10 protein-coding genes and 1 tRNA gene are annotated in these 14,476 nt (G+C 45.6%); 4 read left to right on the top strand and 7 right to left on the bottom strand.

The genetic code is table 11. From position 1 onward, the window contains the following. Positions 1-25 precede the first annotated feature (25 nt). From ilvC to rlmD, 6 genes are all read right to left on the bottom strand, one after another. On the bottom strand, positions 26-1,096 hold the full coding sequence (ilvC, locus tag KIT51_15845) for a ketol-acid reductoisomerase (GenBank protein ID UYN86316.1): 1,071 nt from the start codon (positions 1,094-1,096) through the stop codon (positions 26-28). 43 nt (positions 1,097-1,139) lie between these two features. Next, entirely contained in the window at positions 1,140-1,433 is a 294-nt protein-coding gene (locus tag KIT51_15840) for a hypothetical protein (GenBank protein ID UYN86315.1), read from the bottom strand. A gap of 36 nt (positions 1,434-1,469) precedes the next feature. Then, positions 1,470-3,236 carry a biosynthetic-type acetolactate synthase large subunit gene (gene ilvB, locus KIT51_15835; GenBank protein UYN86314.1) on the bottom strand — a complete coding sequence of 589 codons (1,767 nt, stop codon included), beginning with the start codon at positions 3,234-3,236 and terminating at the stop codon, positions 1,470-1,472. Beyond that, entirely contained in the window at positions 3,211-4,890 is a 1,680-nt protein-coding gene (ilvD, locus tag KIT51_15830) for a dihydroxy-acid dehydratase (GenBank protein ID UYN86313.1), read from the bottom strand. Before ilvD ends, ilvB begins: the two co-directional genes overlap by 26 nt. 91 nt (positions 4,891-4,981) lie before the next feature. Further along, on the bottom strand, positions 4,982-5,869 hold the full coding sequence (locus KIT51_15825; protein UYN86312.1) for a branched-chain amino acid transaminase: 888 nt from the start codon (positions 5,867-5,869) through the stop codon (positions 4,982-4,984). A gap of 347 nt (positions 5,870-6,216) precedes the next feature. Continuing rightward, positions 6,217-7,638 (bottom strand): 23S rRNA (uracil(1939)-C(5))-methyltransferase RlmD, encoded by a 1,422-nt coding sequence (gene rlmD, locus KIT51_15820; GenBank protein ID UYN86311.1) that lies wholly within the window; start codon positions 7,636-7,638, stop codon positions 6,217-6,219. Positions 7,639-7,711: 73 nt separating this feature from the next. Here rlmD and KIT51_15815 point away from each other — a divergent pair, with 73 nt between their 5' ends. Then, on the top strand, positions 7,712-10,414 hold the full coding sequence (locus KIT51_15815; GenBank protein ID UYN86310.1) for a gliding motility-associated C-terminal domain-containing protein: 2,703 nt from the start codon (positions 7,712-7,714) through the stop codon (positions 10,412-10,414). On the opposite strand, the gene KIT51_15810 is transcribed toward KIT51_15815, so the two are convergent. Further along, positions 10,411-11,115: an SH3 domain-containing protein gene (locus KIT51_15810; protein UYN86309.1), complete on the bottom strand. Its 705-nt coding sequence runs from the start codon at positions 11,113-11,115 to the stop codon at positions 10,411-10,413. The genes KIT51_15815 and KIT51_15810 overlap by 4 nt on opposite strands. Before the next feature lie 207 nt (positions 11,116-11,322). Between KIT51_15810 and KIT51_15805 the strand changes: the two genes are divergently transcribed. From KIT51_15805 to KIT51_15795, 3 genes are all read left to right on the top strand, one after another. After that, positions 11,323-11,395, top strand: a tRNA-Lys gene (locus KIT51_15805). Between the two features lie 147 nt (positions 11,396-11,542). Then, complete coding sequence (locus KIT51_15800; GenBank protein ID UYN86308.1) at positions 11,543-13,561, top strand: tetratricopeptide repeat protein; 2,019 nt, start codon at positions 11,543-11,545, stop codon at positions 13,559-13,561. A 69-nt stretch (positions 13,562-13,630) separates the two neighbouring features. Continuing rightward, positions 13,631-14,428, top strand: coding sequence for a sulfite exporter TauE/SafE family protein (locus tag KIT51_15795; protein ID UYN86307.1), 798 nt, complete (start codon positions 13,631-13,633; stop codon positions 14,426-14,428). The last annotated feature ends 48 nt before the right edge of the window (positions 14,429-14,476 follow it).

Raw genomic sequence — 14,476 nt, 5'->3', positions numbered from 1 at the left:
CCAATAACTACCAACTATGAACTATTTAATTAATCATACTCTCCTCCACGCCAGCCTTTTCCGGCCTTAGCTGCCTTACGGCAGCGCCAGCCTGCCACAATTCGCTTTCGCGGAGTTCTTTTAGTTCTTCGCCAAGCTTTTCGCGGTAGTCGGGTTTGCTGCAGGTGTCGATGGTGCGCTTTGCTTCAGCACCACTGGCAACACTTTCGTACAGTTCTTTAAACACGGGAAGCGTTGCTTCTTTGAAGCGCTTTTTCCAGTCGAGGGCACCGCGTTGTGCTGTGGTAGAGCAGTTGGCATACATCCAGTCCATACCGTTTTCGGCTACCAACGGCATTAAGCTTTGGGTTAACTCTTCTACGGTTTCATTGAAAGCTTCGGAAGGAGAGTGCCCTTTGGAGCGCAACACTTCATACTGTGCTTCAAAGATGCCGGCAATGGCGCCCATCAGTGTTCCGCGCTCACCGGTTAAATCGGAATAGACTTCTTTTTTGAAATCAGTTTCAAACAAGTAACCCGAGCCTACGCCAATGCCTAACGCAATCGCTTTTTCTTTTGCATGACCGCTGGCATTTTGAAAAATGGCGTAACTGGAGTTAATGCCTTTGCCCTGAAGGAATAACCTGCGCACGGATGTTCCCGAGCCTTTCGGTGCCACTAAGATTACATCAACTTCTTTCGGTGGCACTATGCCTGTCTGGTCGTTGAAGGTGACGCCAAACCCATGAGAGAAGTAAAGTGTTTTGCCTTTGGTTAAGTAAGGCTTAATGGTCGGCCATGATTCAATCTGTCCGGCATCGGAAAGTAAGAATTGTAAAATGGTTCCTTGTTTGGCGGCTTCTTCAACGTCAAATAATGTTTCGCCAGGAACCCAGCCATGTTCAATGGCTTTGTTCCACGACTTGCCGCCTTTACGTTGGCCAACAATTACGTTGAAGCCGTTGTCGCGCAGGTTCAATGCCTGTGCAGGTCCTTGCACACCATACCCCAGGATGGCAATGGTTTCATTTCGCAATACCTCCAATGCTTTGTCCATCGGAAATTCTTCGCGGGTTACTACTTCTTCCAGGGTTCCTCCAAAATTGATTTGTGCCATGGTTTTGGTTGTTAGTTTTTAGTTGTTCGTTATTCGTTGTTTATTAAGCGACTTTCTGATTGTTCTTAATGCTTAGCGCCAAATACACTTCGCTGCCTTCATAGTAGTTGGCGCTTTCTACTTCGATAAGTTTTTCCAACTGGTGTTTTACTTTTTCGATCAGCTCCGGGGTGGTGTGCAGCAGCATGGTGGCACCACCTTTCCGAAAATCGTGCTCATCTTCATGCGCCACCAGTTGCTTGATACGCACACGCCTGCGGTTCAATACATTGATGATCCGGTTGAGTACGGAAAAATTATTATCCGCTGATACTTCGATGGTGTAATCTTTTTTCATAGTCAAATAATCTTTTGTCTTGCTACTTACGTCTTACTACTTATGTCTTGCTCCGTGCGCTTCCAATAAAATTTCAGCTACGCCAGCACCCGTGGGTACCATCGGAAAAACATTTTGTTCTTTCTCCACCACAACCTCCAATAGAAACGGACCGGGTATGTTCAGCAGGTTGTGTATTGCGGCATTTAACCGCGGGCGTTGCTCCACTTTCAAGGCCGGAATCCTGTACGCTTCGCTGAGTTTTACAAAATCTGGGTTCTCTAATTCAGTAAAAGAGTAACGGCTTTCAAAAAACAATTGCTGCCACTGTCGTACCATGCCAAGGAAGTTATTGTTCAGGATAACAATCTTCACCGGAATGTTGTACTGCATAATGGTGCCTAATTCTTGTACGGTCATCTGAAAACCGCCATCGCCAATAATGGCCACCACTTGTTTTTCAGGTTGAGCCAATGCAGCGCCTATGGCAGCGGGCAAGGCAAAGCCCATTGTTCCGGCACCACCGGATGTAACGTTGGTGCGCGGATGTTTAAACGGATAATATCGCGATACTACCATCTGGTGCTGTCCTACATCGGTTACCAGAATGGCTTCGCCTTTGGTTTGTTCCGCCAGTTCAAACACCACTTCACTCATCTTGAGTGATTCCGTCACCGGATAGATATCAAACTGAATTACTTTCTCATGCTCCTTACGTTCTGCTTCTCTGAATTTTTGAAACCAGTCGTGGTGGTTATTCTCAGTAATCAATGGCAACAGTGCAGTCAGCGCTTCTTTGGCATCGGCATGAACCGCTACATCTACAGGAATGATCTTGTTAATTTCAGCCTTATCCAACTCAATGTGAATAACCTTAGCTTGTTTGGCGTACTTGCTCACATTTCCGGTTACACGATCGTCAAAGCGCATCCCCACGGCAATCAACACATCGCATTCGTTGGTGAGAATATTCGGACCGTAGTTGCCATGCATCCCCAGATAGCCTACATATAAAGGATGATTAACCGGCACTGCCGATAAACCGAGCAGAGTAGAAGCGATGGGGATGTTTGCTTTTTCTGCTACTGCAAGTAATTCATCTTGTGCATTGCTCAACAACACACCCTGACCGCACAAAATGTAAGGTCGTTTGGCTGCGTTGATAAGATCGGCAGCTTCTTCAACTATAGAATGATCAAGAACGGGTTTAGGAAAATACGTGCGAACGCTTTTACAAACTTCATAGTTAAAGTCATCGAGCATTTCAAACTGCGCGTTTTTGGTGATGTCGATAACCACGGGTCCGGGTCTTCCACTGCGCGCAATGTAAAATGCTTTCGCTACCTGTTCGGCAATATCACCTGCTTTGCTGATCTGCACATTCCATTTGGTTACAGGAAGGGTAGTGTTTATAACATCCATTTCCTGAAAGGCATCGGTGCCCAGTAAATGTTCGGCTACCTGACCCGTAATACATACTACCGGTGTTGAATCAATCAGGGCATCCGCAAGACCGGTTACAAGATTTGCGGCACCCGGACCGGAAGTTGCCATCGCTACGCCTACCTTGCCTGATACACGTGCATACCCTTGAGCAGCATGTATAGCGCCTTGTTCATGCCGAACGAGAATGTGTTTTAACTGATCACTGTAAGAATACAGTGCATCATATACCGGCATGATGGCACCACCCGGATAACCAAACAGAGTATCTACGCCTTCCGCCACAAGGCAACGCAATAAAGCTTCTGAACCGGAAATTTGTTTCTTCGGCTCAGCGGCTGATGTGATTGATTTTTTATTCTTCGTCAGTAACGCATCCATCGGCTGCAGTTTTTACTTGTTTGGCATATTTAAAAAGTACTCCGCTCTTTACACGAAGGGCAGGTTGTTTCCAGGAAGCTTTTCGTTTTGCGATGGTGGCATCATCTACCAGCAGATTGATTCGGTGTTGTTTCGCATCGATTTCAATCCAATCATCATTTTCTATCAGTGCGAGTGTCCCGCCATCAAAGGCTTCCGGTGTAATGTGGCCTACAACGAAACCATGCGTACCGCCAGAGAATCTCCCATCAGTAATCAACGCAACGCTCTTACCAAGTCCTGCGCCAATAATCGCTGAGGTAGGCTTTAACATTTCGGGCATGCCGGGTGCGCCTTTCGGGCCAACGTAACGGATCACCACTACATCACCTTCTTTTACTTTCTTTTGTTGGATACCTTCAATGAGTTCGAACTCTCCGTTGAAGACGCGCGCTTTACCTTTAAAGGCATCACCTTCTTTTCCGCTGATCTTGGCTACTGATCCTTTTTCTGCCAGGTTGCCATAGAGAATCTGAATATGTCCCGTTGCTTTGATCGGTTTTTCAACAGAAGCAATAACATCCTGTGCATCAAAATTCAGATCGGCTGCATGCTCAACATTTTCGGCAATGGTTTTTCCGGTAACGGTTATACAATCGCCATGCAGGTAGCCTTTGCTCAATAAATATTTCATTACTGCGGGTACACCGCCCACGCGATGCACATCACCCATTAAATACTGACCACTGGGTTTTAAGTTGGCCAACACGGGAGTTTTGTCGGAGATGGTTTGAAAATCTTCCTGGGTGATTTTTATCCCCACTGCTTTGGCCATGGCAATCAGGTGCAGCACGGCATTCGTGCTTCCGCCCAATGCCATTACAATAGTCAAAGCATTTTCAAATGCCTTGCGTGTCATGATGTCGCGTGGTTTTAAATCGAGCCTGAGCAGGTTGTGAATGGCTTTGCCGGTATCGTTACATTCTTTTGATTTTTCTTTGCTCAACGCGGGATTGGAAGATGAGTAAGGTAACGACATGCCGAGCGCTTCAATGGCCGATGCCATGGTATTAGCGGTATACATCCCTCCACACGCGCCTGCACCGGGACAGGAATTTTGTATGATGCCTTTATAATCTTCATCCGATAATTTGTTGGCGAGCTTTTCGCCAAGCGCTTCAAAGGCCGATACGATGTTGAGTTCTTTTCCTTTCCAGTTGCCGCCTGCAATAGTTCCGCCATAGACCATAATCGCGGGGCGATTTAACCTGCCCATCGCGATGAGCGAGCCCGGCATATTTTTATCGCAACCGACTACCGCAATCAACCCATCATAATATTGTGCACCACAAACGGTTTCAATTGAGTCGGCAATGACTTCGCGGCTTACCAGCGAATAGCGCATGCCTTCCGTTCCGTTGCTGATGCCATCGCTAACACCAATGGTATGGAAGATCAAGCCCACGAGTTCATTATCCCATACGGCAGTTTTTACTTCTTCGGCCAGTTTGTTCAGGTGCATGTTGCAGGTGTTGCCATCAAAACCGGTGCTGACAATACCCACCTGTGCCTTCGTTAAATCATGTTCAGTTAAGCCAATGCCATAGAGCATGGCCTGCGATGCAGGCAGGGTGGAGTCTTGTGTAATGGTGCTGCTGTATTTATTTAATTGCATTCGTTTCTTTAGTTGTTAGTTGTTAGATGATAGTTCTGAGTTCTTTCGTTGGCTTATGAGTTACAGCCAACTACTAACTATCGACTACCAACTAAATAATCACATGACTAAACGACTTATCCAGCACCTGTGCCTGGTAAGCTTCCTGGATTACCGCTCCCAGGGTTTCCTTCCATGGTTTTGCAAACGGTTTTGCGTCAACCGATTCAATACCGATCACTTCGGCTGCGGTTCCGCACAGAAAAGCGCTGTCGGCATCCTGAAGTTCTTCGGGTTTGATGTTGCGTTCCTGTACGGGTATGTCTAATTCTTTACAAATGTTGATGACGGTTTGCCGGGTGATGCCCGGAAGGATATGCCCTTTTAGCGGGGTGTACAGTACACCATCTTTTTCGAGGAAGAAGTTTGCTCCGGGTGCTTCAGCAATGTACCCGTGCATATCGAGCATCAGTGCTTCATCATAGCCGCGCACTTTCGCTTCGCTGGTGGCCAGGATGGAGTTAACGTAATGCCCGGTGATTTTTGCATCTACTTTAACAGAGTTTGGATTGGGGCGCTGGTAAGATGACAGGCAGAGCTTGAGCAGGTTGCTGCCCAGGTATTTCCCCCATTCCCAAACAGCAATCATAATGAACACTTCCTTAGGCGCGGTAAGCGACATGTTGGGGCTGCAATACACCAGCGGGCGGATGTACGCATCTTTTAACTTATTTTTTTCCAGCAGTTGGTACGTTACCTGTATCAGTGATTCGGTATCATAATCGAACGGAATGCCAACGGACACGCAGCTGTGGCGAAGTCGTTCGTAATGCTCGTAGGCTTTAAAAATTTTTGTTCCTTGTGTGGTGTTGTAAGCGCGAATGCCTTCAAACGCTCCATAACCATAGTGTAATGTCTGGCTGTACAAGTCGGTGTTGGCGTCAGCCGCTTTAATGAACTTACCATTCAGGTAGAGTACGGTGTTCTTGGTGTAGTACATAATGTTTAAACAACTGTTAGTTTGTATCCATCTTATTAAAACAAAACCGCCCCGATTTTCATCGAGGCGGTTCATGTTTGGTTCTATCTGTATAGTCAAATCACCATCGCCCCGATGCCCGGTTAATAATGACAATAATGACTAGCACAAGTATACCCGATAGCCCACCGATGCGGTTGCTTATGCCTGATATAATGTGTGCGTTTAACTTCATTTACTATTGACTTGATACAATAGTGAGCAATAATATTTTATTGTTCAAGAGAACGACCATAAAAAATTTAAAAAAACGAATGTTAGGTAGCGGTTTAAGCGGGTGAGTTGATCTGCAATCGATTACGACTTGACTAGTGACCTTTGACTAATGCAAGGCTCACCACATTCTCCACGTGCATGGTATGCGGAAACATATCTACGGGCTGAACGGCAAGGATGGAATATTTTTCGGAAAGGATTTTTAAATCACGGGCTTGTGTGGCTGGGTTACAACTTACATACACTATGCGTTTCGCCTCTGCCTTTAGCAACATCTTGCAGACATCTTCGTGCATGCCCGCCCGGGGTGGATCGGTAATGACAACATCAGGCTTGCCGTGTTGTTGAAGAAACCCGTCATCCAATAAGTCCTTCATGTCACCAGCGTAGAATTCGGTATTTGAAATGCCATTGATGGAAGAATTAACGTTAGCGTCTTCAATGGCTGCCTCCACATACTCTAGCCCAATTACTTTCTTAGCTTGCCCCGCCACAAAATTGGCGATGGTGCCGGTGCCGGTGTATAAGTCGTATACCAACTCATCACCTGTTAATTCTGCCATTTCCCAGGCCACTTTATATAATGCATAGGCCTGTTCGGAATTGGTTTGATAGAATGATTTTGGGCCGACATGAAATTGAAGTGCACCGCTGCTATTTGGCTTCATCATGGATTCGGTAATGTAAGAATTGCCTTTCCAGGTGTGGATGCTGAGATCGTGAAAAGTGTCGTTGCGTTTGTTATTGATTACATACAATAATGAAGTGATTTGGGGAAAGCGGTTGCCAACTTCGTTCATTATAACACCCAGCCATTCAGGTTCATTGTAAGCAACCTGTACAATCACCATCACTTCACCGGTAGTGGCTGTGCGAATGGTTACCGTGCGCAGGTACCCGGTTTGTTTTCGTAAATCAAAAAAGGGTATGTTTTCCCGTAGGGCAATTTCTCGTATAGCCAAACGAATGCTGTTGCTGGGTTCGGGTTGAAGGTGACACTCGGCCACATCAAAAACCTTGTCGAAACTTTTAGGAACATGGAAACCGAGTGCAGGCTCCCCAAAGGGAATGCCCGCATTCAGTTCATCGCGTGTCAACCAGCGCTGTGCCGATGCGCTGAAGTCCAGCCGGTTGCGGTAGTGGTAGATTTTTGAAGAACCTATTATTGGCCTCACCTCAGGAAAACCTAACCCGCCAATGTGTTTGAAATTATCCGTTACCTGCTGCTGTTTAAAGCGGAGCTGGCTTTCATAACTTAAATGCTGCCACTTACATCCTCCACAAAACCCAAAATGCGAACAGGCTGGTTCAACGCGTAGCGTAGATGCTTTGACTATTTGCGTGGCTTTTCCTTCCAGGAAACTGCTTTTGATTTTGTTCAATTCAACATTCACTGTATCGCCCGGGGCACCTCCCTCCACAAACAACACCTTTCCGTCAATGCGCGCCACACATTTTCCCTCAGCAGCCATGCTTTCCAGGTAAATCCCTTCCAATACAGTTCCCTTTTTCATGGTGGCAAATTAGCCAATTGAAGGTATTTTCCGGTTGGATGTGTTTTCTTATCTTTCGATTCGTGTTGTTGTTATGAGAGTTGTCATTCTTTCCTTTTTGCTTCTTCTGGCCATCCTCCCGGCAAGGGCTTCTCACATTGTGGGTGGAGAGTTTGAGTTGATCCACATTTCCGGAAACACCTATCGGTTAAACCTGATATTATATTTTGATGAGTTGAATGGACTTCAGGGAGCCAAAGATGCTTTTGCCGATGTCCGGATTTTCAGAAAGCGCGACAATGCCATTATGTTCAACGGCATAAGGTTATTTCAATCGGCCATCAGTAATGTTAACTATACTCAACCCGAATGCTCAAAAGGCGAGATAGTTACCTCAAAAATTGTTTACAGCAGCACGGTTACTTTATTGCCCAGTGTGTTCAATGATCCGCAAGGCTACTACATATCGTGGGAGCGTTGCTGCAGGAATTACCAGATTGCCAACATTTACAGCGAGAACCCGGCATTCAGCAACCGTAACGCGGGGCAAACTTTTTACCTTGAGTTTCCTCCCGTGGTTAAAAACGGTGAGCCTTTCATCAATTCTTCACCAAGGCTTTTTCCTCCATTAAATGATTACGCCTGTCCGCAGAAAAAATACTATGTTGATTTTGCCGGTACTGATGATGATGGCGATTCATTGGTGTACTCTTTAGTTACTCCGTTAAACACGTTAACCCCCGATGCCCTTCCACCGGGTGGATTACCCCGGCCAGGCCCTTACCCGGATGTGCTCTGGCGACCCGGCTACAGCCTTAATCGGATAACCGGTGGATCACCCGATTTGAAAATAAGTGATGATGGGTTTCTTACCGTAACACCCCCTCAAACTGGTATTGCGCTTTATGTTTTTGCTGTAAAGTGTGAGGAGTTCAGGGATGGTGTAAAAATCGGTGAAGTAAGGCGCGACTTCCAGATGCTTGTAGTGGATGCCTGCCCGGTGGCGGAACCTCCGCAAATTGTTGGCCGTAAAAAGGGCTCGGCTTCTTTCAGCCAGCATAAACAGCCGTTGTCGGTTACGTTTGCCAACACTGTTTCGGATGCCGATCGTTGCGTGGAGGTTAGGGTTTCCGATAAAGATTCGGAAAAGGCCGAAGATAGTTTCCAGGAAAAAGTTTATATACGGGTATTACCGCTCAATTTTAAAAACTCCACCCGCTACCTGAATGAGTTGTTGCCTTCGGTGAGTACAGCTACTTTAATTAATGGCAGTGTGGCTGATTTCACGATTTGTTTCCCGGAATGCCCGTTAGTGCCCGGTGGTAATTTTCAAATTGGCATAATCGCTTTCGATGATGCCTGTAGTTTACCCTTGTCAGACACACTGGTCGTTAATGTTTTTGTTCAGCCCCCACCCAACAGCCCGCCTCAGTTTATCACAGTTAATCAAACCATTTTGATTAATGAAGGCGATCCATTGCTCAGTATTCCCATTCAGGCAGAGGATGCTGACCTAGATCAACTAGATGTGTTTGTGCTGGTGGATGGGTTTCTATTTGCCAATGTTGGCATGACATTGAATCTTAACCCAACCCAACCCGGTCAGTTAACCGGTTTGTTCACGTGGGACTCGCGTTGCGATGTGTATGACTTCACCCAAAAAACACAGTTTAAAATACAGGTTATTGTTGACGACCGTGACAAGTGTTTGATCGCCAGCCCGGATACGCTCACCTTTAACCTTACCATCAAATTGCCGGGCAATGCCGATCCGGTTATCAGTTCCAACCTTCAGCAATTGCAAGAGAAGCATATTGAGGTAACTAAAAAGATTTACGAAACACTTGAGTTTACGGTCTCGGGTGCCGATGCCGATAATGACTTTATTACATTGGAAGCCCTTGGGTTTGATTTTAATGTTGCGGAATATGGAATGGTCTTCCCTGGCGACCAGGGAAACGGAACGGTGTCATCTCCATTTTCTTGGTACCTGAATTGCGATAAGATTGACCTGGCGGTAAAGTCGGTTTATGAGCTGATGTTTATGGTGGTTGATAATGCCAACAAATGCCGGTTTTACAAAGCCGATACATTAACGGTAGTCGTAACGGTTGAACCACCCGATAACCTGCCCCCTGCCATTGCCATTGCCAGCATAAATGCCGATGTGCCTTTAGTAAGCGGAGCGGTATCCGTATTTAGGGGGCAGGAGATACAACTAAAAGTAACCGGTGTTGATGCCGATGTGAACCCGCAAGATGTTATCCGTTTAGAACTTTCAGATGCTACCGGTAGCGTAACACCTTCGGGCTACTCATTTTCAAGCGTTGAAGGAACAGGATTGGTCGAGTCTGTTTTTTCGTGGATCCCCGATTGTACCATCTTCCAAAACGGAGTGTTTGAAAATGACTACACGTTTACCTTTTCTGTGAATGACGGTCGTTGTTTCAACGGTGGGCAACAAAGTGTTGAAGTAAATATCATCATCAAAGATGAGGAGGCAAGTTATGAAGAATTCCTTCCGCCAAACCTGGTAACCCCTGATGGCAACGGTAAGAATGAATTTTTCGCGATGGTGAAGTTTGAAAATGGCGAGTATGTCAGCATCCTTCCAAAGGATAACTGCATGGGTAGTTTTGTAAACGTCCGCATTTACGACCGTTGGGGAACACAGGTTTATGAAAGCTCAAACCGTGATTTCAGGTGGTTTCCGAAAGATGCTGCCTCGGGAGTATATTACTATCATTTAACGTACACCCATCGCCAGTACAGAGGTTCTGTTTCTGTTAAGTATTAAAGTGATACCACAAGCAGGTTGTCGGCTTTTATATAAGCATCTTTATCGCGCCACCTGATTTTTACCCACACATCCTTATGGCCGGTTATGCTAACGCGGTGCCCTTCATTGATAATTTGAACAACCGATGCCCCAGCCGAAGGACCACTCATCAGGTAGGTATTTGGCGTAGAAACAATTGCGTAATTGGACTGAACAGGGAGGTTGGTATGCAGTAAAAGCAGCGTGAGCACGATCAACAAAAAGATCCATGCCCCAAGCAACTTTTTTTTTCGGTAACGAAGGGCAACCACAAGGCTCATCAGAAAAAGGGCAAGAGCTGCCAGCGCTACCGACAGGTTTAGGTGGTACTTACCATAAAGCAGCAAAGCCCGTTCGCGATCTGAAAACTCAAAGCCTTCCAGCAGGTTTTTATCGGCCAGTTCTTTGATTTTTGGAACAACGCGGTCATCGTGCGATGACACGTAATACAAGTTGAGATAATACAGGGCCGGTGCCAGCCTGTCGAGGCCCTCTTCAATGTAGGCCATTTTCAGGAACATGGCTGGTGTGTATTGTTTTTGATTGTGGATGGATCGATAGAGGTCGATCGATTGCGTATAACGTTTTTGGGCAAATAATGAATCGGCTTTGCCGAGGTGATAGGATAACGATTGCCCGTGTGCTGTAAGAAGCGCGCTGGAAATAAAAAGCGCACCCATACAAAAGACAAATTTTAAAAGCCTGTTTTGCATAGTTGCTACCTTGTGTTACCTTTGTGCCCTCAATAACGGAAATGCCTCCAAATAAGGCAAGAAGTTAATTTTTAGGATCTCGTAGCTCAGTTGGTAGTGCCCTGACGCTTTCGGTCAGGACTTAAAACGGCTAAGAAACGACAGAAGATAGTTAGAAAATTGGTGTAATAAATTGATCTCGTAGCTCAGTTGGTAGAGCATTACACTTTTAATGTAAGGGTCCTGGGTTCGAATCCCAGCGGGATCACAAAAGCCCGGTGAATTTTCATCGGGCTTTTTTATTTATCGCTTCTTACCTGCATTAAACGTAAAGTTTGCTGCCCTGTTAAAAGTGCGTGAAACCGCAATCGTTTCACTTTTGTAACTTTCCCTCTTTAATGGATATCCCAGGGTTATGATTTTTTTTCCACGGTTGTTTTTGGTAATGCTGGGCATTGGGCTAATACCGGTGAGCGCTGTGCAGGCACAAGAAACAATTCCTTTAACGGCCTGGTACCGTAACCTTTTGTTGCCTGCCGATGATGTGCCTCTTGAAAAGCACCTGAAAGCGAAACAAGATGAACTGCTGGAGGCTAAAGAAATCCAGGATGATTCAGCCCGCATTTTTATCCAACTGGAAATGGGCATGTTGCAAGCCATGCAGGCCTATAAATATGAGGAAGCGATGGATCTCTTTTTAAAGGCACTGACATTGGCCGACTCCGCTGCCATTGCTAACGGCCAGGTTTATGCTTATCTCGCCCTTGCCCATGTTTTTAATGAAACCTCTAACATTGAAAAGAGCCTGCAATTTTTAGAACGCGCACGCGATGTAAGCCTCACTATAAAAGATCCTGACAATCTTGCACTGGTATTAAATGCCTTGGGTAAGGCTTATGCTGCTGCAGGCCAGCATGATGAGGCATTTGAAAGTTTTGAAGAAGCTTTGCAACTAAAAGATCGGTTGCAACAACCCGACCTGGAAGCCGAGGCATTGTCCAACACAGCGCAACTCTATGCTTTGCAAAAAGATTATTCAAATGCCATTGATTATTATAAACAGGCCCTCTCGGTGAGGCGTAAGCACCGCATGCGGATGGCCGAGGGGATGTTGTTGAATGAAATAGGCAGTGTTTATGAACGCATGAACAATGCGGAACGAGCCTACGCCAACTACAAAGCCGCTCTGGAAGTTTTTCAATCCATTGATGTTAAAAAAGGGATAGCCGAAGCTTACAACAACATAGGTTTGTACTACTACCGCCAGAAAAATTACAAGCAGGCTTTACCCAATTTTGAGCTGGCCTTGCAGGCGGCACAGTCTGCCCAAACAAAAGCAGCGCTGCGAACCAGCTATGATTACCTAAGCCTGACGTGTAAAGCATTGGGTGATTTCAAACGGGCCTTAACCTATCGTGAACTTTTTTTGGCCATGAATGAATTTATGGCAAAAGAAGAAAGCGACCAGAAACTGTTGGAGGCGCAAAGCCTTTACGCCCTGGTAAAAAAAGAACAAGAGATTGAGAAACTGGAGTTGGCAAAACGCGATCGTGAGCGGGAGTTGGCCGAACAAAAGCGTGTGCAGCAATACCTTTTCTTGCTTATTGGATTGGGTGTTGTAATAATTATGCTAACGCTGTACCTGTACTTGCTCAAGCGCAGGTCAAATCAGCAGTTGAAGCAAATCAACGAAACGATTGAACGGCAGAATGTGCAGCTTCAGCAACTAAACGCCACAAAGGATAAATTCTTTTCCATTATCGGCCATGATATTAAGGGACCCTTAAACTCGCTTACTTCTTTTTCGAATTTGTTGATCAATCATTTTGAGGCACTGAGCAAGGAGGATATCCAAACGGTGGCGAAGGATCTGGACAAGTCATTAAAGAATCTTTTTACACTCCTGAATAATTTACTGGAGTGGGCCCGATCGCAAACCGGGAACATTGACTTTAAACCGGCAGTATTTGATATAACTGAAGTGCTTCAACAAAACAAAGAACTTTTGCAGGCACAGGCGGCTGTGAAGGAAATTGCTATTCTCTATGAGCGAGGCGTCCCAATCCAGGTTCTGGCCAATCAGCAGTCTATCAATACTGTAGTCCGTAACCTCGTTTCAAATGCCATCAAGTTTACACCTTCGCATGGGGCCATAAAACTCGCGGCCGAACAAAGGGGAAATGAAGTTATCGTATCGGTTGCGGATACAGGTGTGGGCATGAACAAAAATGTGTTGGAAAAATTATTCCGGTTGGATGCCAAACATTCAACACCCGGTACAGCCAATGAAAAGGGAACAGGTCTGGGATTAATCTTGTGTAAAGATTTTGTAGAGAAAAATAGTGGCAAGCTGTGGGTGGAAAGTGAGGAGGGCAGAGGTTCGGTATTTTCATTTTCGATCAACAAATACCAAGGTTCTGGAAAGGATAATTAACGTGACTTTTGTTACCGACCTGGGCTGGGTATAAATCTACCTTTGCCGAAAATTAAAATTTACCAACGAATGGAAATTCTGGGTTACGCAGCTTCAATTATTATGGGTCTTACGTTAGGTTTAATTGGTGGCGGTGGCTCCATTCTAACGGTGCCAATCCTTGTGTATTTGTTTGATGTTGACCCCGTACTGTCAACTGCGTATTCACTTTTTGTGGTTGGTTTAACCAGTGCGGTCGGATCAGTCAGTCATTTTAAAAAGGGTAACGTTGATCTTAAAACCGCATTGTTTTTTGGTATCCCGTCCATTGTGGGAGTTTATGCGGTAAGAAAGCTTGCCGTGCCCGCTATTCCTGATCCTGTTTTTACCCTGGGCGACTTTGCCTTAGGTAAAGGGGTTTTTGTAATGGTGCTGTTTGCTATCCTCATGTTGCTGGCATCAGTTTCCATGATCAGAAAGCAAAAAAATAATGGAACGGAGGGTGCAAAGGAGAAGAAATTTAATTTCCCGTTAATTTTTGCTGAAGGATTGATTGTTGGCGGAATAACCGGGTTGGTTGGTGCAGGAGGAGGCTTTTTGATTATTCCTGCGCTTGTTTTATTGGCCGGTTTGCCCATGAAACAAGCCGTGGGAACTTCACTAATGATTATTGCTCTAAAATCATTGATCGGCTTTACCGGGGATTTGGGCGGTGCGTTGGAGATAGACTATACATTTATGCTCGTATTTTCAGCCTTTGCCGTGGCGGGCATTCTTCTGGGGAGTTACCTGACACGGTTTATTTCCAACGAAAAATTGAAGCCCGCTTTTGGTTGGTTTGTGTTGGTTATGGGGGTTTACATCCTGGGCAAAGAGCTCTTTTTCTAAACTATTTAAAGTACTGTTACAAAAGTTACGGAAGCCCCGTAATGGCTC

Source organism: Cyclobacteriaceae bacterium, assembly GCA_025808415.1.
GTDB lineage: Bacteria > Bacteroidota > Bacteroidia > Cytophagales > Cyclobacteriaceae > UBA2336.
The sequence above is the reverse complement of the archived record's forward strand: the minus strand, read 5'-3'. Positions and strand labels throughout refer to the sequence as shown.